This is a genomic window from Streptomyces sp. NPDC000348, from assembly GCF_042898795.1.
In the GTDB taxonomy this organism is placed as follows: Bacteria; Actinomycetota; Actinomycetes; order Streptomycetales; family Streptomycetaceae; genus Streptomyces.
Window position 1 is genome coordinate 143,934 of record NZ_JBIAZD010000012.1, and the last position, 22,786, is coordinate 166,719.

The following is a 22,786-nucleotide window of genomic DNA, read 5'->3' on the forward strand; positions in this document are numbered from 1 at the left end:
CGGCAGCGATGGCCCGCCGCAGCACGAAGACCCCGCCGCCCGACGAGTCGTACGAGGAGAAGATCCTCGACATCGACGTCGTCGACGAGATGCAGGGCTCCTTCCTCGAGTACGCGTACTCGGTCATCTACTCCCGCGCCCTGCCGGACGCGCGCGACGGCCTCAAGCCGGTGCACCGCCGCATCGTCTACCAGATGAACGAGATGGGCCTGCGGCCCGAGCGCGGCTACGTGAAGTGCGCCCGCGTCGTCGGCGAGGTCATGGGCAAGCTGCACCCCCACGGCGACGCGTCGATCTACGACGCCCTGGTCCGCATGGCCCAGCCGTTCTCGATGCGCGTGCCCCTGGTCGACGGCCACGGCAACTTCGGCTCGCTGGGCAACGACGACCCGCCCGCCGCCATGCGGTACACCGAGTGCCGGATGGCCGAGGCCACCGGCCTGATGACCGAGTCCATCGACGAGGACACGGTCGACTTCGCGCCCAACTACGACGGCCAGGAGCAGGAACCGGTGGCGCTGCCCGCCGCGTTCCCGAACCTCCTGGTGAACGGCGCGTCGGGCATCGCCGTCGGTATGGCCACCAACATGCCGCCGCACAACCTGCGCGAGGTCGTCGCGGCCGCGCGGCACCTGATCAGGTACCCGAACGCCGATCTCGACGCCCTGATGAAGCACGTCCCGGGTCCCGACCTGCCCACCGGCGGCCGGATCGTCGGCCTGTCCGGCGTCCGGGACGCGTACGAGACGGGCCGCGGCACGTTCAAGATCCGCGCGACGGTCACCGTGGAGGACGTGACGGCCCGCCGCAAGGGTCTCGTCGTCACCGAGCTGCCCTTCACGGTCGGCCCGGAGAAGGTGATCGGCAAGATCAAGGACCTGGTCGGGTCGAAGAAGCTCCAGGGCATCGCCGACGTCAAGGACCTCACCGACCGCGAGCACGGCCTGCGCCTGGTCATCGAGATCAAGAACGGCTTCGTGCCGGAAGCGGTCCTGGAGCAGCTGTACAAGCTGACGCCGATGGAGGAGTCCTTCGGCATCAACAACGTGGCGCTGGTGGACGGCCAGCCGCTCACCCTGGGCCTCAAGGAACTCCTGGAGGTCTACCTCGACCACCGCTTCAACGTCGTCCGCAGGCGTTCGGAGTTCCGCCGCGGCAAGCGGCGCGACCGCCTCCACCTGGTCGAGGGCCTGCTCACGGCCCTGGTGGACATCGACGAGGTCATCCGCCTCATCCGTTCCAGCGAGAACTCCGCGCAGGCCAAGCAGCGCCTGATGGAGCGGTTCTCCCTCAGCGACATCCAGACCCAGTACATCCTGGACACGCCGCTGCGCCGCCTGACCAAGTACGACCGGATCGAGCTGGAGGCCGAGAAGGACCGGCTGAACGCGGAGATCGAGGAGCTGACCCGGATCCTGGAGTCGGACGCGGAGCTGCGCAAGCTGGTCTCCACCGAACTGGCCGCGGTCGCCAAGAAGTTCGGCGACGACCGCCGTACGCTGCTGCTGGAGTCGGCCGGCACCCCGGCCGCCGCGGTACCGCTGCAGGTGGCGGACGACCCGTGCCGCGTGCTGCTGTCCTCCACGGGCCTGCTGGCCCGTACGGCGGACAACGAGCCGTTGGCGCGGGACGGCTCCGCCAAGCGGGTCAAGCACGACGTGATCGTCTCGGCGGTGCCGGCGACGGCCCGCGGCGAGATCGGCGTGGTCACCTCGGCCGGCCGGCTGCTCCGGCTGAACGTCGTCGACCTGCCGCAGCTCCCGGAGGCGATGCCGGTGCCGAACCTCTCGGGCGGGGCGCCCCTGGCCGAGTTCGTGTCCCTGGAGGACGACGAGCAGGTGGTGTGCCTGACCACGCTCGACGAGTCGTCGCCGGGCCTGGCGCTCGGCACGGAACAGGGTGTCGTCAAGCGCGTGGTGCCCGACTACCCCTCCAACAAGGAGGAGCTGGAGGTCATCACGCTCAAGGAGGGCGACCGGATCGTCGGCGCGGTCGAGCTGCGCACGGGCGAGGAGGACCTGGTCTTCATCAGCGACGACGCCCAGCTGCTGCGCTACCCCGCCGCGCAGGTCCGGCCGCAGGGCCGTCCCGCGGGCGGTATGGCGGGCATCAAGCTCACCGAGGGGGCGAAGGTCATCTCCTTCACGGCGGTCGATCCGGCCGCGGACGCGATGGTGTTCACGGTCGCGGGTTCACGGGGCACGCTGGACGACTCGGTCCAGACCACGGCCAAGCTGACTCCGTTCGACCAGTACCCGCGCAAGGGCCGGGCCACCGGCGGCGTGCGCTGCCAGCGGTTCCTGAAGGGCGAGGACTGCCTGGCCCTGGCCTGGGCGGGCCCGGTCCCGGCCCGGGCCGCGCAGAAGAACGGCACCGCGGTGAGCCTCCCGGAGCCCGACCCGCGCCGTGACGGCTCCGGCGTGTCCCTGCCGAAGACGGTGTCGGTGGTGGCGGGCCCGGTCTAGGCCGCCGGGTCCTCCGCCGCCCCCTGCACATAGCGGAGAACGCCCCACATGCCGTGATCGTCGGCGTGTGGGGCGCCGTCGCTCCCGCACGCCTCCAGCTCCCCGCCGAGGGCGGTGGCGTCGAGGTCCGTCCCGATGAGGACGAGCTGCGTGAGCCGCTCCTCGCCCGCGGGCCAGGGCTCGGGGTAGAACCGCAGGAACCGCCCCACGGCATGCACGGCGTACCGGTTGCCGACGTCGTGGGGACCGAAGTCGACGTACCCCTTGATCCGGTAGAGCCCTTCGGGCCGGCTGTCCAGGAACCGGATCAGCCGGCGTGGGTCCAGCGGGCGCTCGGACACGAAGGAGAGGCTGTCGTAGGCGGCGTGCAGATGCCCGGAGTGCTCCTCGGCGTCGTCGTGCCGGTGCAGGTCGTCGAACGACAGCTGCCCGACGCGCTCCTCGCCGGGCCTGCAGTCGAAGAGGAACTCGGGGTCGACACGGCCGTGCGTGGCGGGCACCACGGCCGCACGGTCGACGAGGGACCGGACCAGGGCCAGGACCCGCGCGACGTCCGGGGCCCGGTCCACCTTGTTGACGACCACGAGGTCCGCGAGGCCGAGGTGCCGGTCGATCTCCGGGTGCCTGGCGCGGGTGTCGTCGAACTCGGCGGCGTCCACGACCTCGACGAGTCCGCCGTACACGATGCCCGGATGCTCGCTGGCGAGCACCATCCGCACGAGTTCCTGCGGTTCGGCGAGGCCGCTGGCCTCGATGACGATGACGTCGATCCCGGCGGAGGGACGGGCGAGCCGCTCGAGGTACACGTCGAGCTCGCTGCCGTCCACGGCGCAGCACAGACACCCGTTGCCCAGGGACACGGTCGAGTCCCCGAGCGCCCCGGCGACGGCCATCGCGTCGATCTCGATGGCCCCGAAGTCGTTGACGACGGCACCGATGCGGCTGCCGCCGCTGCGGTGGAGAAGGTGGTTGAGCAGGGTCGTCTTCCCCGAGCCGAGAAATCCGGCCAGTACGACCACCGGAATCTGCCGCCCGCTGCTCCGCTCCGACACACGACCCCTCTCACACCTGTGCGCACACCGGCTCGCTCACGGCGCGCGCCCCGAAGACCGACTGACGGCCCAGGATACGAGTGCCCGCGACGACAGCGAAGTGAACGATTGTTAGCAGCGTCCGCGGGGCAGACGTTGGGCAAGGCGCCGGTTTGTGCGACCCTCGCTTCCCTCCGTGCGCCTCTTGGCCGCCTTCCCGCCGATCAGAGCCGCTCGGCACCCTGGAAGGCGGCAAGCGCCGCCCACCGCTCGCCGGTTCCCTACAGTCGACCCGCAACCCGACGACCGGCGGACGGCGGCCCGATCGGGGGTATTTGACATGGCCACACAGAACAGTGGGATACGGGGAATGGGCGCCGTCGCCCTGGCCGGTCTCGGCATGGCGGCGGGCGTCCTCGTCACCGTGGCGGCCCAGCGCCACACGTTCGAGTCGCTGCACGCGCGTCTCGAGATCCTGGAGAAGCAGTCCCGCACCCGGCGGAACGCCGATCTGGCGAGCCAGCAGCGCCAGCACTGGGAATTGCTGAGCAAGGCCATCGACGACCCCGAGCTCGCCGAGGTCCTGGACATCTTCGAGGTGCCCGCTTCTCCCGCGAGGCGTCGGCAGTACCTGTACGCCAACGCCTTGTACACCAACCTGCTGTTCTATTACCGCATCGGCAACCTGACCAAGGACGAGTTCTACAAACGCGCCCGGGGCACTTTCCAGAATCCGATCGTCAGGGAGTACTGGTACGCCACTCAGCAGCAGCGGGCGAGCATCGTGGACACCGAAGAGGCGGAAATGGGACTGCTCGTCGACGACCTGCTCAGGCAGTTGGAGGAGGCGGAGACCGACGAGTGGTGGGTGGTCGGCGAGCCTCCCGCCGGGGACTGACGGCAGGGGTCCGGGCGGCGCGCCGGAGCGTCCGGACCCAGGTCCGTCGGGAACGCGGTCACGCGTCGGGGATGTCGGCCTTCGCCCTGACCAAGGTCTCGCGCGTGATCACGACGATGCGCTCGTAGTCCGCACGGGCCGCGTCGGCGGGAAGGCCCGCGTCCAGGGAGTCAGTCATGTCCGTGCCGATGACGGCGAAATTCCCGTCGGCCAACTCGAAAATGTCGGGACACGTCCCACCATTCGTGCTGCCTCGGTAACGCGGAGCGACGCCGAGGCGGCGGATGATCTGACTCACTGTTCAATTTCCTTTGTCTCAAGGCGCAAACGCGCCTGCGCCCGCTGCCGCGCGATGCGCGAGGGCAGTCTCCCCCACACCCGAGCCCCTGGTGAGCGAGGCGCGCAGGCGACCGCCGCCGGGTCACACCTCACGGACGCAGCGCATGCGGCATTCCTACCACCCGGAGGAGTGAAAACACTCGGGCTCCGAGGAAACCTCCGGAAGAGTGACGAGTAAGCGAAGAATCGATGATCGGCCTCGTATAGGGCAATTGTCGCCATCGACGTCACGCCCGCCCGCGAACGCGGTCGGCCCGCGCCGCGCGGGCGACCCGCCGAGCCACTCGGAAAAAGTCAGGTTAGGCTTACCTCCGTGAGTAGCAGCACGTGCTCGAACGCCTCCCGCGAACTCGACGAGCCGGTCGCGGGGACCGCGGCCACCGCGCGGACCTGGCTGCTGCTGGAGCAGTCCGGCCCCTGGGGTGCCAAGGCGCTCACCTCCAGCCACCTCGACCCCGCGCTGGGCCGCGCCCTGGAGGCCGCGGCGGAGGGCAGCGGGGTGCGCATCGCCCTCATCCGGCGGCCCGGGCGGCACGCGGACCGCCGGGTGCCCGCCACGCGCCGGGTGTACGCGGCCCACACCGTTCCCGGAAACGCGTGGCTGCACACCGCCGACACCACGGATCCCGAACGCCTGCTCGGCCTCGACTTCGCCGCGCTCGGCAGGGGCGAGCCGGCCTCCTTCGCGACCGCGCTCGGCGGGCGGCCCCACGAGGGCGGCCCCCTCGCCCTCGTCTGCACCAACGGCAGGCGCGACCGCTGTTGCGCCCTCCTCGGGCGGCCCCTGGCGGCCGAACTCACCGCCTCCGGGGTCGAGGGCGTCTGGGAGGTCACCCACCTGGGCGGTCACCGCTTCTCCCCCACGGTCCTCTGTCTGCCGTACGGCTACGCGTACGGGCGGGCCGAGGCGCACACCGTCAAGGAGGTGCTGCACGGCGTGGAGGAGGGCCGGATCGTCGCCGAGGGGTGCCGGGGGTGTTCCGCCTGGGGGCGGCCCGGTCAGGCGGCCGAGCTGGCCGTCCGGCAGGCGGTGGGCGAGTACGCCGCGCAGGCCCTGAGCGTCGTGCGGACGGACGGCGCGGCGCCCCGCTGGGAGGTGACCGTCGCCCACACGGACGGGCGCCGGTGGCTGGTGGAGGTCGCCCAGGGCGCGTCACTGCCGCCCCGTCCGGAGAGCTGCGGGTCGGTGCTCGGCGCGCCCGCGCGGATGGACGTCGTGGGCGTCCGCGAAGTGGCCCTGACAGCGCTGGCGGGCTGATCACCCCTTTCACGGGCTCAGGAGATCCCCGCCACACCCCCGCGGCACCCCGCGCCCACCCACGTACCGTCATGGGTATGAGCTCCACTCCCCCCGCACGCCGCCTGCGCCTCGGCCTGCCGCGGCGGGTGTTCTCGCAGGTCCTGCTGATGCAGCTGGCGATCGCCGCGGGAGTCGCGGTGCTGGCCACCGGGCTGTTCCTCGCGCCGCTCGGCGACCAGCTGGACGACCAGGCGATGCGCCGCGCGCTCGCGATCGCGCAGACCACCGCCCAGCAGCCGCAGCTGGCGCGGGACCTGCGCGGGACGGCACCGTCCCCGGACGGGCCGGTGCAGCGGGAGGCCGAACGGATCCGGAGGGCCACCGGCGCCGAGTACGTCGTGGTGCTGGATCTGCGGGGCGTGCGCTGGTCGCACACCGATCCGGAGCGGATCGGCGGCCTGGTGTCGACCGACCCCGGTGAGGCGCTGGCCGGGCACGACGTCATGGAGATCGACGAGGGCACCCTGGGGCGCTCCGCGCGGGGCAAGGTGCCGCTGCGGGACGACGACGGCGAGATCGTCGGGGCGGTCTCGGTCGGCATCGCCTACGACAGCGTCCGGGCCCGGCTGATCCACGCCATCCCGGGACTGTTCGCGTACGCCGGCGGCGCCCTGGCCGTGGGCGCGCTCGCGGCCTGGTTCATCTCCCGGCGGGTGCAGCGACAGACCCGCGACCTGGCCTTCTCGGACATCGCGGCGCTGCTCGCGGAACGCGAGGCGATGCTGCACGGCATCCGGGAGGGCGTCGTCGCCCTGGACCGCACCGGCCGTGTCCGCCTGCTGAACGACGAGGCGCAGCGTCTGCTGGGGATCGGCGAGGAGGCCGTCGGCCGCTCCCCCGACCTGGCGCTCGGCGCGGGACGCACCGCCGATGTGCTGGCCGGACGGGTGATCGGCACCGATCTGCTCACCGTCCGGGGCCGGCGGGTGCTGGTCGCCAACCGGATGCCGACGGACGACGGCGGCGCCGTGGCCACCCTGCGCGACCGCACGGAGCTGGACCGGCTCGGCCGGGAGCTGGACTCCACGCGGGGCCTCATCGACGCGCTGCGTGCCCAGGACCACGAGCACGCCAACCGCATGCACACCCTGCTGGGGCTGCTGGAGCTCGAGATGTACGACGACGCGGTGGAGTTCGTCGGCGAGGTCGTCGGCGATCACCGGGCCACCTCGGAGCAGGTCACCGAGAGGATCCGGGATCCGCTGCTCGCGGCGCTGCTGGTGGGCAAGGCGACGGTCGCGGCCGAGCGCGGGGTGGCGCTGTGGGTGACGGACGGGACCCGGCTGCCGGACCGGCTGATCGATCCCCGGGGGCTCGTCACCGTCGTCGGCAATCTGGTGGACAACGCCCTGGACGCCGTCGCCGGCACGCCGCAGGCGCGCGTGGAGGTCGAACTGCGTGCCGAGGGGCGTACGGCGGTGCTCGTGGTGCGCGACACCGGTCCCGGAATTCCGCCGGAGCACCGCGAGTTGATCTTCACCGAGGGCTGGTCCACCAAGGAACCGCCGGCCCACCGCGAGCGGGGCATCGGGCTGCCGCTGGTGCGCCGGCTCGCCGAGCGGCAGGGGGGCAGCGCGCATGTGGGCGAGGCGCACGGCGGGGGCGCGGAGTTCACCGTCGTCCTGCCCGAGGCCCTGACCGAGCCGGGCGCGGAACCCGCTCCCACCGGGGCGTCCGTCCCGGTGACCGCCGAGGAGGAGTCGCGATGATCGAGGTCCTGGTCGTGGACGACGACGTCCGGGTCGCGCGGGTCAACGCCGCGTACGTCGAGAAGGTGCCCGGCTTCCATGTCGCCGGTCAGGCGCACAGCGCGGCCGAGGCGCTCGGCCGGCTGGAGGCACTGCCCCGGCCGGATCTCGTCCTCCTGGACCACTACCTGCCCGACGAGACGGGGCTCGAGGTGGTGCAGGAGATGCGCCGGCGCGGGCACCAGACCGACGTGATCATGGTGACGGCGGCCCGTGACGTCTCCACGGTGCAGGCGGCGATGCGCCAGGGCGCCCTGCAGTACCTGGTGAAACCGTTCGCCTTCGCCGGGCTGCGCGCCAAACTGGAGGCGTACGCGGAACTGCGCCGCACCCTCGACGGCGGTGGCGAGGCGGAGCAGGCGGAGGTGGACCGCATCTTCGGCGCGTTGTCGGCGTCGTCCGAGCCCCAGCTGCCCAAGGGGCACTCCCCCACCACCGCCGAACTCGTACGGCAGTCCCTGATGAACGCCGACGGTCCGCTGTCGGCCCAGGAGATCGCCGAACGCACGGGGGTGAGCCGCCAGACCGCCCAGCGCTACCTGAAGCTCCTGGAGCGCACAGGGCGGGCCACACTGACCCTGAAGTACGGCGACGCGGGCCGCCCGGAACACCGATACGCGTGGGCGACCCGCGCCTGAGGACACGGCCCGCGGGGGCGGGGGAGGAATGCGACCGTCATCCGCTTCAAGCGCGGAGACTCCACACGGCCCGCGGGGGCGGGGGAGGAATCGCGCCCTTCCCCCTCTCGGACGGCGGCGCCGGACGCCCTACACCGCCCCCGCGCCGGTCAGTGAGCGCACCTCGGTCTCCGCGTGCCTGGCCTCGTCGGGGACCTCGCGCGAGGTGAGCGTGCCGAGCCAGCCCGCGAGGAAGCCCAGCGGGATGGAGACCAGACCGGGGTTCTGCAGCGGGAAGAGCTGGAAGTCGGCGCCCGGGAAGAGGGACGCGGGGCTGCCCGACACCACGGGGGAGAGCAGCACCAGCACCACGGCCGGGACCAGACCCCCGTACACGGCCCACACGGCGCCGCGGGTGGTGAAGCCGCGCCAGAACAGCGAGTACAGCAGCACGGGCAGGTTCGCGGACGCGGCCACGGCGAAGGCGAGGCCCACCAGGAACGCGACGTTGAGGTCGCGGGCCAGCAGACCGAGGCCGATCGCGAGCAGACCGACGCCGACCGCTGCGACCCGGGCCACCGCCACCTCGCCGCGCGGCTTCCCGCGCCGGCGCCGCAGGGAGGCGTACAGGTCGTGCGCGACGGACGCCGAGGAGGCCAGTGTGATCCCGGCGACCACGGCGAGGATCGTGGCGAAGGCGACCGCGGCGACGATCGCGAACAGGATCGTTCCGCCGGTGGAGCCGGCGCCGCCGCCCAGGTCGAGCGCCAGCAGCGGCACCGCCGTGTTCCCGGACGCGTTCGAGGCGCGTACGGCGTCCGGGCCGACGAGGGCGGCGGCGCCGAAGCCGAGCACGATCGTCATCAGGTAGAAGCCGCCGATGAGCCCGATCGCCCACACCGCCGACCGCCGTGCCGCCCGCGCGGTGGGGACGGTGTAGAAGCGGGACAGGATGTGCGGCAGCCCCGCCGTGCCCAGCACCAGCGCGAGGCCCAGACTGATGAAGTCGAACCGCGCGGTCCAGTCCGCGCCGTAGGCGAGACCGGGCGCCAGGAACGCCTCTCCGTGACCGCTGCGTTCGGCCGCGGTGAGGAGCAGCCGGTTGAAGTCGCCGTGGAACCGCAGCAGGACGAGGACGGTCAGCGCGACGGTGCCGCCGAGCAGCAGGACCGCTTTGACGATCTGGATCCAGGTGGTGGCCCGCATCCCTCCCAGCGACACATAGATCACCATGAGCACGCCGACGCCGACGACGGTCCAGGCCCGGGCCGCCTCGCCCGTGCCGCCGAGCAGCAGCGCGACCAGGCTGCCCGCGCCCACCATCTGCGCCACCAGGTACAGGACGGACACGGTGACCGACGAGGTCCCCGCCGCGATCCGCACCGGCCGTTCCCGCATGCGCGCGGCCACCACGTCGGCGAGCGTGAACCGGCCGCAGTTGCGCACCAGTTCCGCGACCAGGAACAGGACGACCAGCCAGGCCACCAGGAAGCCCACCGAGTAGAGCATCCCGTCGTAGCCGACGAGTGCGATGAGTCCGGAGATGCCGAGGAAGGACGCGGCCGACATGTAGTCGCCCGCGAGGGCGAAACCGTTCTCCATCGGGGAGAAGAGCCGGCCGCCCGCGTAGAACTCCTCCGCGGAGCCCCGCCGGTGGCGGCTCACCCAGGTCGTGATGCCCAGGGTCACCGCGACGAACGCGCCGAACAGCAGCAGCGCCGGGATCCGGTGGTCGCCCGTCATGCCGCGCCGCCTCTCCCGCGCGCCAGTTCCTGGGCGTCCCAGCGCAGTTCCAGCGCCACCCGGTCCCGGCGCAGCCGCGCATGACGGACGTAGGCCCAGGTGAGCAGGAAGGTGGTCAGGAACTGGCCGAGGCCGGCGAGCATGCCCAGGTTCACGGCGCCCGCGACGGGCCGTGCCATCAGTCCCGGCGCGGTCGTGGCGGTCACGACGTACGCCACGTACCAGGTGAGGAAGGCGGCGACCGCCGGCACCACGAACCGCCGGTACCGGCTGCGCACCTCCTGGAAGGCCGCGCTGCGCTGTACTTCGAGGTAGACGTCGCCCCCGTCCGCACGGCGGGCGGGCGGCACCGCCTCCGCCGGGGCGGCGGACTCGCCCCAGCCCGAGGCGAGGGCGTCGTACCAGGGATCGTCGTACCTCACGTCCCCCGAGTTGCTTCGCTGCATGCCCAAGGATGGACAGAACGGGAAGATCCCCGACTCTTCTTCCCGTTCTGCTTCACTCCATCAGGTGACTGGGCCGTGCGTGCGCCCCGCGCAGTCGCTAGGCGTCGATGCGCGAGCGGTCCAGGGTCGCCGCGGAGCTGGAGATGAACTCCTTGCGCGGGGCGACGTCGTTGCCCATGAGGAGGTCGAAGACCTGCTCGGCGGCCTCCAGGTCGGTGAGGTTGATCCGGCGCAGGGTGCGGTGCCGCGGGTCCATGGTGGTCTCGGCCAGCTGGTCGGCGTCCATCTCGCCGAGGCCCTTGTAGCGCTGGATCGAGTCCTTGTAGCGGATGTTCTTGCTCTGGAACTCCATGAGCTTGTCGCGCAGTTCCCGGTCCGAGTACGTGTAGACGTACTTGTCCTGGCCCCTCTTGGGCTGGATCAGCTCGATGCGGTGCAGCGGCGGCACCGCGGCGAACACCCGGCCGGCCTCGACCATGGGCCGCATGTAGCGGTGGAACAGGGTCAGCAGCAGGGTGCGGATGTGGGAGCCGTCGACATCGGCGTCGGTCATCATGATGATCTTGCCGTAGCGGGCCGTGTCGATGTCGAAGGTCCGCCCCGACCCCGCCCCTATGACCTGGATGATCGCGCCGCACTCGGCGTTCTTCAGCATGTCCGTCACGGACGACTTCTGGACGTTGAGGATCTTGCCGCGGATCGGCAGGAGCGCCTGGAACTCGGAGTTCCTGGCGAGCTTGGCCGTGCCGAGCGCGGAGTCCCCCTCGACGATGAACAGCTCGCTGCGGTCGACGTCGTCGCTGCGGCAGTCGGCGAGCTTGGCGGGCAGCGAGGAGGACTCCAGGGCCGTCTTGCGACGCTGCGCGTCCTTGTGCTGACGGGCCGCGATGCGGGTCCGGGCCGCGGCGACGGCCTTCTCCATGACGACGCGGGCCTGCTGGGCGGCGTCGCGCTTGGTGGAGGTCAGGAACGCCTTGAGTTCCCTGGAGATCACGTTGTTCACGATGCGGCGGGCCGCCGAGGTGCCGAGGACCTCCTTGGTCTGTCCCTCGAACTGCGGCTCGGCCAGGCGGACCGTGACCACCGCGGTGAGGCCCTCGAGGGCGTCGTCCTTGACGATGTCGTCCTCGGCCACACGCAGCATCTTCTTGGCGCGCAGCACCTCGTTCATCGTCTTGGCGACGGCCTGTTCGAAGCCGGCGACGTGGGTGCCGCCCTTGGGGGTGGCGATGATGTTGACGAACGACCTGAGCGTGGTGTCGTAACCGGTCCCCCAGCGCATCGCGACATCGACGCCGAGCTCGCGGGTGACCTCGGTGGGCGTCATCTGGCCGTGCTCGTCGAGGACCGGGACGGTCTCCTTGAAGGTGCCCTGTCCGGTGAAGCGGAGGGTGTCGCAGACGGGCCGGTCGGAGGCCAGGAACTCGCAGAACTCGCTGATGCCGCCGTCGAAGCGGAACGACTCCTCGCCCTTGCTGCCGCCCTCGCCGAGCCCGTACTCGTCACGGACGACGATGGTCAGGCCGGGGACCAGGAACGCGGTCTGGCGGGCGCGCTGGTGCAGGGTGTCCAGGGCGAGCTTGGCGTCCTTGAGGAAGATCTGGCGGTCGGCCCAGTAGCGCACGCGGGTGCCGCTGCGGGTCTTCGGGATCTTCTTGGCCCTGCGCAGCCCGCTCCCGGCCTCGAACTTCGCGTCCGGCCCCAGGGCGGCGAAGGCGCCGGGGACACCGCGCCGGAAGCTGATCGCATGGGTGTGCCCGCCGCGGTCCACCTCGACGTCCAGCCGCGCGGACAGCGCGTTGACGACGGAGGCGCCGACGCCGTGCAGACCGCCGGAGGCGGCGTACGAGCCGCCGCCGAACTTGCCGCCGGCGTGCAGCTTGGTCATGACGACCTCGACGCCGGAGAGGCCGGTCTTGGGCTCGACGTCGACCGGGATGCCCCGGCCGTTGTCCCGGACCTCCACCGAGCCGTCGTCGTGGAGGATCACGTCGATGTGGTCGCAGTAGCCTCCGAGGGCCTCGTCCACGGAGTTGTCGATGATCTCCCAGAGGCAGTGCATCAGACCGCGGCTGTCGGTCGACCCGATGTACATTCCGGGGCGCTTCCGCACGGCCTCGAGCCCCTCGAGGACGAGCAGGTGCCGCGCGGTGTAGTTGGAACCGTCCCGGTCTGCTCCTGCCAGCAGCGCTGTGGACGGCACGGACGTCTCGGCGGTCACGCGGTTCGCTCCTCGCTGAATTTCAGATGCGGCCCTCTTGGGTAAGGGCGCGGCTTCAGTCACCGGTGAGAGGGTACCGAGGCCTGGTAGAGCCGTTGTAACGCCACCCTCGCTCACCCCCACCCTAGTCGAGGGTCGCATGCCTGTTCGATCCCTCGATGGAGTGAAGCACACATCACGTTCCCTTCGAGGCATGAACCATTTAGGCTCCGGGCACGTCCTCATGAACAACCGGCAAGCCAGCCGGGAGGACCGACCACCGATACGAACGCGAATCCGTACGACACATCAGACACGCACTACGGCACATTCGCCGCCAACCGGCAACAGCCACCCACCTCGGAAAATTTTTTCGAGGAAAAGCCACGAGCGGGAACGTTTTGGGGCTGGTTGGATGTTGACCCTGGTACGACAGCTCGTCGAGCTAGAGAAGAGGCGACGTGACTACTGTTCTGACCCCCGCGAGCCCGCTGACGGCCGCCGATCGCTGCGACCGCTGCGGCGCCCAGGCATACCTGCGCGTCGTCCTGCTGAGCGGCGGAGAACTGCTCTTCTGCGCCCACCACGGCCGCAAGTTCGAGCCGGAACTCAAGAAGATCGCCGCTGAGATACAGGACGAGACGGAGCGGCTGACCGCCCCTGCGGTGACCGCTCCCGACGAAGAGCGCTGACGGACACCTCGCATCCGACGACGAGCAGCCCGGCACAGGCCGGTGAGCGGGCGGCTGCCTCCACCCAGGAGGCAGCCGCCCGTCTCGTGCCCGCACCCGCCGGGGACCGCTCAGCGGCCCGCCTGTGACCTGTCGGCCGTTCTCGGCCCTGCGGGCCACCCGAGGGTCCGCAGAATGTCGGAGACGCGCGTGTACACCCCCGGACTGCCCGCCCGGCCGCACCCCGTCCCCCAGGACACGAGGCCTATCAGCCGTCCCTGAGCCACCAGCGGCCCTCCACTGTCCCCCTGACAGGCGTCCCGGCCGCCCCGCACCTCTCCCGCGCACAGCATCGTCCCGGCGCGGTAGGTGCCCTCGGAACCGCCCGGATACGCCTTCTCGCACAGCGCGTCGGGCTGCACCCGCACACGTGCCGCGTGCAGGCTGCCGGCGTAGGCCCCGGACCCCGTGGTGTCCCCCCACCCGTAAACGGTGGCCGCGGTGCCCGCCCGGTAGGCGGGATCACCGGCTCCGGCCATGGCTATCACCGAGCTCGAGGGCAGCGGCTCGGCCAGACTGAGCACGGCGTAGTCGCCGGAGTTGGTGACGCCGTCATAGCCCGGGTTTACCCAGATGTCACGTACGGCGATCTCCCGGCCCCGCTCCGAGAGCAGTTCCGTACGCCCCGTGATCACCCTGAGATCGCCCACGCGTTCCGAGGGCGCCCCCAGTACCTCCTCGTCCATGCAGTGGGCCGCGGTGAGCACGGTGGTCCGGCCGACCGCCACACCCCCGCAGAACTGCCCCGCTCGCGTACCTCCGAACCGGTCACGGCTGGACAGCGCCACCGTCCACGGCCCCTCCGAGACGTCGACGGGGAAGCCACCGACGACGATGCTGTCGGCGGCCGCCGGAACGGCCGAGGCCAGCGGCACGACGGACACGGCGGCCGCGAGGGCCAGCGGCCGGGCCAGGGCCCGGGCAAGACGACGTCGCATGTACGCTCCTCACACTGGGGTGATCCTGAGACACCCACAGTGAGGGACCCCCTCCGCGCCCGCACCCGCGCGGCAGCGCGAAGGCCCGGCTCCCGAGGACGGGAGCCGGGCCTTCGCGGACGTGGCGCACGACGGTGCGTCGTGGCGGACCGGCCTAGTCGAGGTAGTCGCGCAGCACCTGGGAGCGCGACGGGTGGCGCAGCTTCGACATGGTCTTGGACTCGATCTGGCGGATGCGCTCACGCGTCACGCCGTACACCTTGCCGATCTCGTCGAGGGTCTTCGGCTGACCGTCGGTGAGACCGAAGCGCATGGAGACGACGCCCGCCTCGCGCTCGGACAGGGTGTCCAGGACGGAGTGCAGCTGCTCCTGCAGCAGCGTGAAGCTGACGGCGTCGGCCGGGACGACGGCCTCGGAGTCCTCGATGAGGTCACCGAACTCGCTGTCCCCGTCCTCGCCCAGCGGGGTGTGCAGGGAGATGGGCTCACGGCCGTACTTCTGGACCTCGATGACCTTCTCCGGGGTCATGTCGAGCTCCTTGGCCAGCTCCTCCGGGGTGGGCTCGCGGCCCAGGTCCTGGAGCATCTGGCGCTGCACGCGCGCGAGCTTGTTGATGACCTCGACCATGTGCACCGGGATACGGATGGTGCGCGCCTGGTCGGCCATCGCGCGGGTGATCGCCTGGCGGATCCACCAGGTGGCATACGTGGAGAACTTGTAGCCCTTGGTGTAGTCGAACTTCTCCACCGCGCGGATCAGACCGAGGTTGCCCTCCTGGATGAGGTCCAGGAAGAGCATGCCGCGGCCGGTGTAACGCTTGGCCAGGGAGACCACCAGACGGAGGTTGGCCTCCAGCAGGTGGTTCTTGGCGCGGCGGCCGTCCTCGGCGATGATCTCCAGCTCGCGCTTGAGCTTGGGCGCCAGCTTGTCGGAGTTGGCCAGCTTGTCCTCGGCGAACAGGCCCGCCTCGATGCGCTTGGCGAGCTCGACCTCCTGCTCGGCGTTGAGCAGGGGGACCTTGCCGATCTGCTTGAGGTAGTCCTTGACCGGGTCGGCGGTGGCTCCGGCGGCGGCGACCTGCTGGGCGGGCGCGTCGTCCTCGTCCTCGTCGGAGAGCACGAAGCCGGCGTTCTCGGCGCCCTCGGGCTCGTCCGCGACCTTGGTGTCCTCGAGGACCTCCTCGTCGCCCAGCTCGGCGTCGTCCTTCTTGGCCGTGGCCTTCTTGGCGGTCGCCTTCTTGGCCGTGGTCTTCTTGACGGCCGCCTTCTTCGCGGTCGTCTTCTTGGCAGCCGCCTTCCTGGCGGGTGCCTCCTCCTCGACGGCGGGGTCGGCGGCGGGCGCCGCCGGAGTCGCGGTGGCCTTCCGGGCGGTCACCGTCTTGGCGGCGACCGTCTTGGTGGCGGTCCGCTTGGCGGGACTCTTCGCTGCGACGCTCTTGCGGGTGCGCTTGGGCTCTGCGGCACTGACCATCAGCGTCACACCCTCTTCCTCGAGGATCTGATTGAGGCTGCGCAGTACGTTCTTCCACTGAGTGGCCGGAATCTGGTCAGCTTCGAAGGCCCGACGCACGTCGTCGCCGGCGATCTGCCCCTCAGCCTTTCCCCGCTCAATGAGCGCCATGACAGAGACGGACTCGGCGATCTCCGGCGGGAGCGTACGGGATGTGCTGGCCGACACGAACAACCTCTCGGAACGTTGGAAAACGGCTTCCGGCCCCGCCCACGGGGGGCAGGAGCCGACCACCGGCTTGGGGATGGGCCGACGGCGCGGGCGCGGACCGGGGAGGATGCACAGCGCCATGAACGGCGTCCGTATTCCCTCCGCGGCTGTCACCTCTTAGGTCATCGCGTTCTTCCCAGGAGCGTTACGTCCAATCCGCGTGGCCCGAGTCACACCCCAGAAGCGCACGGAATCGTTCAAATGATCACGAAAGCGTTCACTCAGGGGCGAGGAGGTCACCTCTCCGAGTCTGCCACGCCGTTCCGGGCGTCGGACCCCGTGGGATCGTCGACGATCCCACGGGGTCCGACGGGGACGGCTCATCGGCGGGGCACTGCCATAGGAGGGGGATGGCATGCCGGACCGCGCCGTCCGCGGAACGCGGTCAGTGCTCGCGCGGGGCGGGCACCACGCGTTCCACCTCTGGGTGGACCGTGAGCAGTTGGCGCATGGCCGCCTCGGCCGCCGCGCCGTCGCCGTCGGCGAGGGCGTCGACGATCCGGCCGTGCTGCGCCAGGGACGCCTCGTTCGGCCGCTCACAGCCCGTGACCGGGCCGCCCGAGACCTGCAGCGCGGCGGACACGATCCCGGAGAGGTGCTCCAGCATCCGGTTGCCGGCGATCTGGATGAGCAGGGAGTGGAACTCGGCGTCGGCACGGGCGAAGGTCAAGGCGTCTCCCTGCCCCATGGCGTGGCCCATGATCTCGACCATGTCGGTCAGCCGCTGCTGGACGTCCTCCCGCCCGTGGCCGGCCGCCAGGCAGGCGGCGAGCGGCTCGATCGTCCAGCGCAGCTCGCTGAGCTCGCGGCGCTGGTCGTCGCGCTGCGGCCCGAAGGCCCGCCACTCGATGATGTCCGGGTCGAGGAGGTTCCAGTCGCTGACGGGGCGCACGCGCGTGCCGACGTTCGGCCGGGCGCTGACCAGGCCCTTGGCCTCCAGGACGCGGAGCGACTCGCGGACGACGGTGCGGGAGACCTCGAAGCGCTGGCCGATCTCCTCCGGCACCAGCGGGCGGTCGGCGCCCAGGTCCCCGGAAACGATCATCTGACCCAACTGCTGGACGAGTTGGCCGTGCAGCCCGCGGCCGCGGCTGCCCGCGGCCCGCCGGCCCACACGACCCAGCTCCGGATCCGCGCCGTCCCAGGCGGGGGCCCCGACGCGGTCGACGGCGGGCGCCTCGGCATAGGGGTAGCGTTCGCCCGGGCTCGCGAGGCCGGAGTCTGCGGAGCGGGCGGCGGTCATCATGGTGTGCGCAAGGGTACTCACGCATCCTTTGTCGGCTCCGCTTCCAACTCCCTTGAGGTCTTTGGTGAAAAGCACACGAAAGGGTGATCGCTCACCTCGTCGCAATTGACGCCTTATCGGAAAGAAATGGGCTTTTTGCGGGGAGTTGTGAGCAGCGACGGGCCGACATGTTCGCGGACGGTCACTATCGAACTCTGCTTCGCAGACCGGTGAGCACGTACGCGCACAGCAGCGCCGCCAGCGACAACCCCAGCGCGCCGCCGACGGGTTGGGCGATCAGACGCAGGACCGCGTCCAGCTGGTGTTCGCCCCCGAAGGGCCACCGGAGCGGCACGCCGTCCCGCAGCCGCGACGCGAGCGGGACGGGGGTGCGCGCCGCCGGGCCTTCCGTCACCTTGTGCACGAGCGGAACGACGAGAAGGGGGACGGCGACGACGACGGCGAGACCGGCGGTGGTGGACCGGAACACGCCGGCGGCCAGTACGCCGGCGCAGGCGCACCCGATCATGAGGCCGAGCCAACCCGTACTCAGCGGCAGCCAGTCGGCGGGAACCTCGACGACCTCCCGCCCGTAGACGAGGTGGAGCAGCTCGGCGTCGCACCCGACGGTCAGGACGGCCAGCACCACCGCGGTGGCCGAGGCCACGAGGAGTTTGGCGGTCAGCAGCCCCAGCCGCCGGGGCACGGTGCCGCGGTCCGCCGCCAGCGCGGGGTGGCGGAACTCGTCGCCGAAGGCCAGCGCGCCGAGCAGTCCCGCGCCGAGCGCCGCGGGCGGCAGCGGCAGCTCCCGCGGCCACGCGGCCAGCAGGCGCGGCTGCGGGGTGTGCCCGGCCCGCGCCAGCAGTACGGCGGTGAACGCGGAGACGACGAGCACGGCCGCCCCCACGAGGAACCCCGTGCCGACACCCGTGGCGCGGCGGATCTCGTAGCGCAGCGGGCGGAGGGGGCTCGGGGCGGGACGGACGGAGACGGGAGGCGGAAGCCCGGCACCGGCTTCGCGCGTGCGAGCGGCCCGGCGCGAGCGGGCTCCGGGGGCCGGCCGGGCGTCCTCGGCGGCGGTTCCGTCCGGGGCCGCCGGGGGCGGGGGCTCGGGGGAACCTTCCCCGTCCGGGGCACCGGGGCGGTGGCCGGGAGCGCGTGCCGTGTCGTCCGCGGGCGGGGGCACGCCGGGTTCCGGCCGCACGGGTTCCCCGGCGGCGCCGGCCGACGCCGCCTTCGTACCCTCCGCCGGTTCGCCCGTTCCGGCGCCGGGGCCCATGTCCCCCACCTCATCCGCGAGTTGGTGTACGACGATGCCGTGCCGGAACGCGATCTCGCCGACGTCCGCGCAGGTACTGCCGTAGACGCGGAGCCGGTTGCCGCCCTCGTGCACGGCCTCGACGGACCGCCGGGTGGCACGGGCCTCCTGTGCGAGCAGGGCGGCGAGGCGGGCGGCGTGCGGGCTGCGGACGGCGACGCGGGGACGCAGCCGGGTCCGCGAGAAGTCCGCCGCCTCCTGGTCCGCGACGACCCTTCCCCGCTCCAGGGTGACCACGTGGTCCGCGAACCGCGCGGCCTCCTTCGGGTCGGCCGTCGTGCACAGCACCGTGCCGCCCTGGGCCGCGTAAGCCCGGAGCGTGCTGTACAGCCAGCGGTTCTCGGCAGCCGACAGTCCTCGCGCGGGCTCGTCGAGCACGAGTGTGTGCGGGTCCGGCAGCAGTGCGCAGGCCAGTCCCAGGCGGCGGTCCATGCCGCGCGACAGGGTGCCCAGGCGTTCGTCGCGCAGGCCCACGAGCCCTGCCGCCTCGAGGACTTCGTCGGCCCGGCGGACCGGGACGCCCGCGGCGGCGCACAGCATGCGCAGGTGCCCGCGGACGGTGCGGGCGGGGTGGCCCGGCACATCGCCGAGCAGCACGCCGACTTCGCGGGAGGGATGGGGGATGCGGTGCAGCGGGCGGCCCCTGAAGTAGGTGATGCCACGGCCGCGTTGGAGTTCGAGCATGAGCCGGAGCGCCGTCGTCTTGCCGGCGCCCGGTGCTCCGAGCAGCGCGGTGACGCGGCCCGCGGGGGCCTCGAAGGAGACGTCGTCGACGGCGGGCGGAAGCTCTTTGCGAGGGCTGCTGGTCAGTCCGGTGGCCTGGATCACCCGATGCAAGATAGCGCGCCATATCGGGTTTTCCGGGCATCTCGCGGCCCGTCGGCACAGGGGAACGGCACCACCCCGCCGGGCCCGTCGGTCCGGTCCGGTCCGGTCCGGTGGTCCCGCGTCAGACCTCGGGGCGCAGCATCGGGGGGTTGAGCAGGGTTGCTCCGCCGGCCCGGAAGAGCTGGGCGGGACGACCGCCCTGCCGGGTGGTCGTGCCGCCGGTGGGCACCAGGAAGCCCGGCGTGCCCGTGACCTTGCGGTGGAAGTTGCGTGGGTCGAGCGCCACGCCCCAGACCGCCTCGTAGACCCGGCGCAGCTCGCCGACGGTGAACTCGGGCGGGCAGAAGGCCGTCGCCAGCGACGAGTACTCGATCTTCGAGCGGGCGCGTTCCACCCCGTCCGACAGGATCTGTGCGTGGTCGAAGGCGAGCGGCGCCACCGGCTCACCGTCCCGGCCGTGACCGCCCTGCTGGAGCAACTCCTCGACGGGCGCCCAGCGGGCGTTGCTGGCGTCACCGCCCGCCCGGGGCGCGGGCAGGTCGGGGGCGAGGGCGAGGTGGGCGACGCTGACGACCCGCATCCGGGGGTCGCGCCCGGGATCGCCGTACGTGGCGAGCTGTTCCAGGTGAGCGCCGTTGTCCTGGGCGGGGGCGGCGGGGTCGTGCACCCGCAGCCCCGTCTCCTCGGCCAGTTCCCGGGCCGCCGCCTGCGCCAGGTCCTCGTCGGCCCGCACAAAACCGCCGGGGAGTGCCCAGCGCCCCTGGAACGGCGCTTCGCCCCGGCGTACCGCCAGCGCACACAGGGCATGTTGGCGTACGGTCAACACGACCAGGTCCACGGTGACGGCGAAGGGCGGAAAGGCTGACGGGTCGTAGGGCATGCGGCGATCATAGTCGTCTGCCTGACGATAAACACTCCCTTCGCCGGCCGTGACGCCAACTGATCCACTTCGGTCCGGCGGATCCCTCGTCCTGCTCTCCCCGTCGCCCGATGAGGGCGTTTCCCACCGGGTCGGACTCCCGGCCGGAGTCCGTCGGCCGCCTCCTCGACCCGGACGGGACCGAGCCGGCCGATCCGTACGGCGAGGGGGCGCCCGTCCCGCGCGGCCTCGTCGGGCCGTCCCGGCCGGCGGGGCGCCGCGCACCGGTCGCAGCGTGACCGTCCGGGCCGGTGCGCCGGGGCGGATCCCACGAACGTGGTCGGCGACAGGACTCCGGTGGCCGCGGGTCCCGCGACGGCGGTGCGCGGGAAGGCCTTCTCCCTGCTCGGTGCGCCCCGCGCGGACCCGTCACCGGCGGGCTCCGGTCAGGCCGGTGGGACACGGCGGCACCCCCCGCTCGGGCGTCCCACCGCTCAGGTGGACGGAGCCGCCCGTCTCAGGGGCACACCCCGGGCGGGAGCCCTCACGGTGACGGCGGTCCGGGGTGAGCGGGGGACCGCACGGAAAGTGCCCCTGCCGCCTGTCCGCCACGCCTCCGCAAGGGCCGCGGGCCCGAGGGGCGCAGCTCCGCCCATGGCTCACTCCTCCCCGTCGCCGCCCCGGCGACCGGCCTGCGTGTCCGGCTGCGGAGTACTGCGGTGACGCCCCGCGCTCCGGCCCGCCGTACCGGGGCGCGCGCCACCGGGACGTGTTCCGCTCCCGTCCGCGCCGCCCGGGCGCGTGCCGCCGCCCGCCGCGGGGCGGGCGCTCGTCGCCACCGACGCCCGCGGATGCGGAACCCGCTGTCCCGGTCGGCCGCCCTGCGCGCGGACCCGGCGGGGAAGGGCGCCGCCGGTGCCGGACGCACGGGTGCGACGTCGGCGGGGCGGGAGAGCCGCTCCGGGGCCCGCACCCGCGGGTTCGGCGGTCGGCGGCTCGCAGCCACCCCGCTGCCGCGGTTCCGTGGCCACGACCGGGGGCTCGTCCGACGGCTCGTCCGACGTCGCCCGCCCACGGTCCTCACGCCCGGACCGCAGGCAGCGGCGGATCGACTCCGGGTCGAGTCCCTCGTTGCAGGCCTGGTGCAGGAGCCGGGCGAAGAGGTAGTCGGGGTCGGCGCCCAGGGCCATGGCGAGTGCCTCCCTGGCTTCCAGTTCGTCACCGGCGGACCAGGCGACCCACCCGGCGAGGGTGAGGGGTGCCGCGGCGTGTTCGCCGTACGCTCCGACGCAGCGGCGGGCCAGGGCGCGCCACAGGCGAAGGGCCGGGCCCGCCTCGTCGTCCTCCATCCACTCGGCCGCGCGGTCACGGGTCGTGCGGTCCTGCAGGCCGAGGATCAGCGACGCGGCCTCGTCGTGCCCGAGCAGTTCGTCGTCCCGCAGGTCCGCCGGGAGCGTGCCGGACACGGGCGGGGCGTCGGCGAGACGGGCCAGGATCCGCCCGGCCAGCCCCAGTGTCTCCTCGGCGACTTCGTGCCGGCCCTCCGCGTCGAGGATCCTGGGGACCAGCGCCGAGCCGGCGGCGTCCAGGGCGGCCTCCTGTTCCCGGGCGGCGGGGTGCTCCCACGGCTGGAGCCTGGCGCGCAGTTCGCGCAGGGTGCCGCGGACCTGGAGCCCGGCGTAGGTGGCGGCAGCGGCCAGCACCGAGGTGCCGGGCAGGCCCATCGGTGTCCCCTCGGGCGGGCAGCAGCCCTCGTCGTCGCAGCAGTACGACCAGAAGCGGCCGTCCGAGACGCACAGGGCCTCCACCACCGGGATGTCCAGGGCGCCGCACTCCAGGCGCAGGGTGCGGGCGAGCGGCCCCAGCCGCTCCTTGACCTGTCGGCCGGATTCGCCCCGGCCCGGTTCGTGGCAGAGGAAGACGACCATCTGCTCGGGCCGGGCGCCCCGGCGCTCGCTGCCCGTCACCAGGCCGTGGGCCAGCTGACGGGCGGCGGAGGGCCAGTCGTCGGGGTTGGCGGGGATACCGAGGCGGGCGCGGCCGCCGAACCGGCCCCGTCCGTCCTTGTCGTGCAGAGCGACCAGCACGATGCTCTCCTCGGGGCGGTAGCCGAGCAGATAGGGCAGGGCATCGGCGAGCTCGGCCGGTGAGCGCAGGGTGACCTGCTGTCCGTCGCCAGGGCTGTCGTACGCGGTGCAGGTGATGTCCGCCGGACGCGGTGCGCGGTCCTCGTCGCCGCCGGGTGTCCGGGAACCGGTGTCACGCCCGGAGATGTCACCGTTTTCGGGGGATCCAGTGGTTTCGCCGTGGTTCGTCATGCGAAGACGATCTCGCGGATTACAGTCTTCCGCTTCGCCCTGTGGATAAGTCCGGTCAGAGA

Annotated in this window: 17 protein-coding genes; 6 read left to right on the plus strand and 11 right to left on the minus strand. The window is 72.2% G+C overall.

What is annotated here, in order from left to right; translation table 11 throughout:
- Positions 1-8 precede the first annotated feature (8 nt).
- A complete protein-coding gene (locus ACFY3N_RS23795; RefSeq protein ID WP_390818713.1) occupies positions 9-2,465 on the plus strand; it encodes a DNA topoisomerase (ATP-hydrolyzing) subunit A in 2,457 nt (818 codons plus the stop codon).
- Here the strand turns inward: ACFY3N_RS23795 and ACFY3N_RS23800 are convergent.
- Positions 2,462-3,517 carry a CobW family GTP-binding protein gene (locus tag ACFY3N_RS23800; RefSeq protein ID WP_390818714.1) on the minus strand — a complete coding sequence of 352 codons (1,056 nt, stop codon included), beginning with the start codon at positions 3,515-3,517 and terminating at the stop codon, positions 2,462-2,464. The genes ACFY3N_RS23795 and ACFY3N_RS23800 overlap by 4 nt on opposite strands.
- Positions 3,518-3,836: 319 nt before the next feature.
- Between ACFY3N_RS23800 and ACFY3N_RS23805 the strand changes: the two genes are divergently transcribed.
- Positions 3,837-4,394, plus strand: coding sequence for a DUF6082 family protein (locus ACFY3N_RS23805; RefSeq protein WP_390818715.1), 558 nt, complete (start codon positions 3,837-3,839; stop codon positions 4,392-4,394).
- 58 nt (positions 4,395-4,452) lie between these two features.
- On the opposite strand, the gene ACFY3N_RS23810 is transcribed toward ACFY3N_RS23805, so the two are convergent.
- On the minus strand, positions 4,453-4,692 hold the full coding sequence (locus ACFY3N_RS23810) for a hypothetical protein (RefSeq protein WP_390818716.1): 240 nt from the start codon (positions 4,690-4,692) through the stop codon (positions 4,453-4,455).
- Positions 4,693-5,046: 354 nt separating this feature from the next.
- On the opposite strand from ACFY3N_RS23810, the gene ACFY3N_RS23815 reads away from it, so the two are divergent.
- From ACFY3N_RS23815 to ACFY3N_RS23825, 3 genes are all read left to right on the plus strand, one after another.
- Positions 5,047-5,991: a sucrase ferredoxin gene (locus ACFY3N_RS23815; protein ID WP_390818717.1), complete on the plus strand. Its 945-nt coding sequence runs from the start codon at positions 5,047-5,049 to the stop codon at positions 5,989-5,991.
- A gap of 77 nt (positions 5,992-6,068) precedes the next feature.
- Entirely contained in the window at positions 6,069-7,742 is a 1,674-nt protein-coding gene (locus ACFY3N_RS23820) for an ATP-binding protein (protein WP_390818718.1), read from the plus strand.
- A complete protein-coding gene (locus ACFY3N_RS23825; RefSeq protein WP_390818719.1) occupies positions 7,739-8,419 on the plus strand; it encodes a response regulator in 681 nt (226 codons plus the stop codon). Before ACFY3N_RS23820 ends, ACFY3N_RS23825 begins: the two co-directional genes overlap by 4 nt.
- Before the next feature lie 129 nt (positions 8,420-8,548).
- On the opposite strand, the gene ACFY3N_RS23830 is transcribed toward ACFY3N_RS23825, so the two are convergent.
- The 3 genes from ACFY3N_RS23830 to ACFY3N_RS23840 form a co-directional block, all read right to left on the minus strand.
- Entirely contained in the window at positions 8,549-10,141 is a 1,593-nt protein-coding gene (locus ACFY3N_RS23830) for a cation acetate symporter (protein ID WP_390818720.1), read from the minus strand.
- Complete coding sequence (locus tag ACFY3N_RS23835; protein ID WP_390818721.1) at positions 10,138-10,587, minus strand: DUF485 domain-containing protein; 450 nt, start codon at positions 10,585-10,587, stop codon at positions 10,138-10,140. Before ACFY3N_RS23835 ends, ACFY3N_RS23830 begins: the two co-directional genes overlap by 4 nt.
- Positions 10,588-10,684: 97 nt before the next feature.
- Positions 10,685-12,808 carry a type IIA DNA topoisomerase subunit B gene (locus ACFY3N_RS23840; RefSeq protein WP_390818722.1) on the minus strand — a complete coding sequence of 708 codons (2,124 nt, stop codon included), beginning with the start codon at positions 12,806-12,808 and terminating at the stop codon, positions 10,685-10,687.
- 440 nt (positions 12,809-13,248) lie between these two features.
- Here ACFY3N_RS23840 and ACFY3N_RS23845 point away from each other — a divergent pair, with 440 nt between their 5' ends.
- Positions 13,249-13,479, plus strand: coding sequence for a hypothetical protein (locus tag ACFY3N_RS23845; protein WP_390818723.1), 231 nt, complete (start codon positions 13,249-13,251; stop codon positions 13,477-13,479).
- A 110-nt stretch (positions 13,480-13,589) separates the two neighbouring features.
- On the opposite strand, the gene ACFY3N_RS23850 is transcribed toward ACFY3N_RS23845, so the two are convergent.
- The 6 genes from ACFY3N_RS23850 to ACFY3N_RS23875 form a co-directional block, all read right to left on the minus strand.
- Complete coding sequence (locus ACFY3N_RS23850; RefSeq protein ID WP_390818724.1) at positions 13,590-14,456, minus strand: S1 family peptidase; 867 nt, start codon at positions 14,454-14,456, stop codon at positions 13,590-13,592.
- A gap of 154 nt (positions 14,457-14,610) precedes the next feature.
- The gene (locus ACFY3N_RS23855; RefSeq protein WP_390818725.1) at positions 14,611-16,134 is read right to left on the minus strand and encodes an RNA polymerase sigma factor; all 1,524 of its coding nucleotides are present in this window, start codon (positions 16,132-16,134) and stop codon (positions 14,611-14,613) included.
- Between the two features lie 427 nt (positions 16,135-16,561).
- Complete coding sequence (locus ACFY3N_RS23860) at positions 16,562-17,443, minus strand: FadR/GntR family transcriptional regulator (protein WP_390818726.1); 882 nt, start codon at positions 17,441-17,443, stop codon at positions 16,562-16,564.
- Positions 17,444-17,606: 163 nt separating this feature from the next.
- The gene (locus tag ACFY3N_RS23865; RefSeq protein ID WP_390818727.1) at positions 17,607-19,547 is read right to left on the minus strand and encodes an ATP-binding cassette domain-containing protein; all 1,941 of its coding nucleotides are present in this window, start codon (positions 19,545-19,547) and stop codon (positions 17,607-17,609) included.
- Between the two features lie 121 nt (positions 19,548-19,668).
- Complete coding sequence (locus tag ACFY3N_RS23870) at positions 19,669-20,427, minus strand: NUDIX domain-containing protein (RefSeq protein WP_390818728.1); 759 nt, start codon at positions 20,425-20,427, stop codon at positions 19,669-19,671.
- Positions 20,428-21,065: 638 nt separating this feature from the next.
- Complete coding sequence (locus ACFY3N_RS23875; RefSeq protein ID WP_390818729.1) at positions 21,066-22,724, minus strand: DUF4192 family protein; 1,659 nt, start codon at positions 22,722-22,724, stop codon at positions 21,066-21,068.
- Between the last annotated feature and the right edge of the window lie 62 nt (positions 22,725-22,786).

Excerpts from the sequence above, each read along its gene's own strand:
- ACFY3N_RS23830 (WP_390818720.1), bottom strand. The coding sequence starts at position 10,141 with ATGACGGGCGACCACCGGATCCCGGCGCTGCTGCTGTTCGGCGCGTTC.
- ACFY3N_RS23825 (WP_390818719.1), top strand. The coding sequence starts at position 7,739 with ATGATCGAGGTCCTGGTCGTGGACGACGACGTCCGGGTCGCGCGGGTC.
- ACFY3N_RS23870 (WP_390818728.1), bottom strand. The coding sequence starts at position 20,427 with ATGCCCTACGACCCGTCAGCCTTTCCGCCCTTCGCCGTCACCGTGGAC.
- ACFY3N_RS23850 (WP_390818724.1), bottom strand. The coding sequence starts at position 14,456 with ATGCGACGTCGTCTTGCCCGGGCCCTGGCCCGGCCGCTGGCCCTCGCG.
- ACFY3N_RS23820 (WP_390818718.1), top strand. The coding sequence starts at position 6,069 with ATGAGCTCCACTCCCCCCGCACGCCGCCTGCGCCTCGGCCTGCCGCGG.
- ACFY3N_RS23875 (WP_390818729.1), bottom strand. The coding sequence starts at position 22,724 with ATGACGAACCACGGCGAAACCACTGGATCCCCCGAAAACGGTGACATC.
- ACFY3N_RS23805 (WP_390818715.1), top strand. The coding sequence starts at position 3,837 with ATGGCCACACAGAACAGTGGGATACGGGGAATGGGCGCCGTCGCCCTG.
- ACFY3N_RS23795 (WP_390818713.1), top strand. The coding sequence starts at position 9 with ATGGCCCGCCGCAGCACGAAGACCCCGCCGCCCGACGAGTCGTACGAG.
- ACFY3N_RS23835 (WP_390818721.1), bottom strand. The coding sequence starts at position 10,587 with ATGCAGCGAAGCAACTCGGGGGACGTGAGGTACGACGATCCCTGGTAC.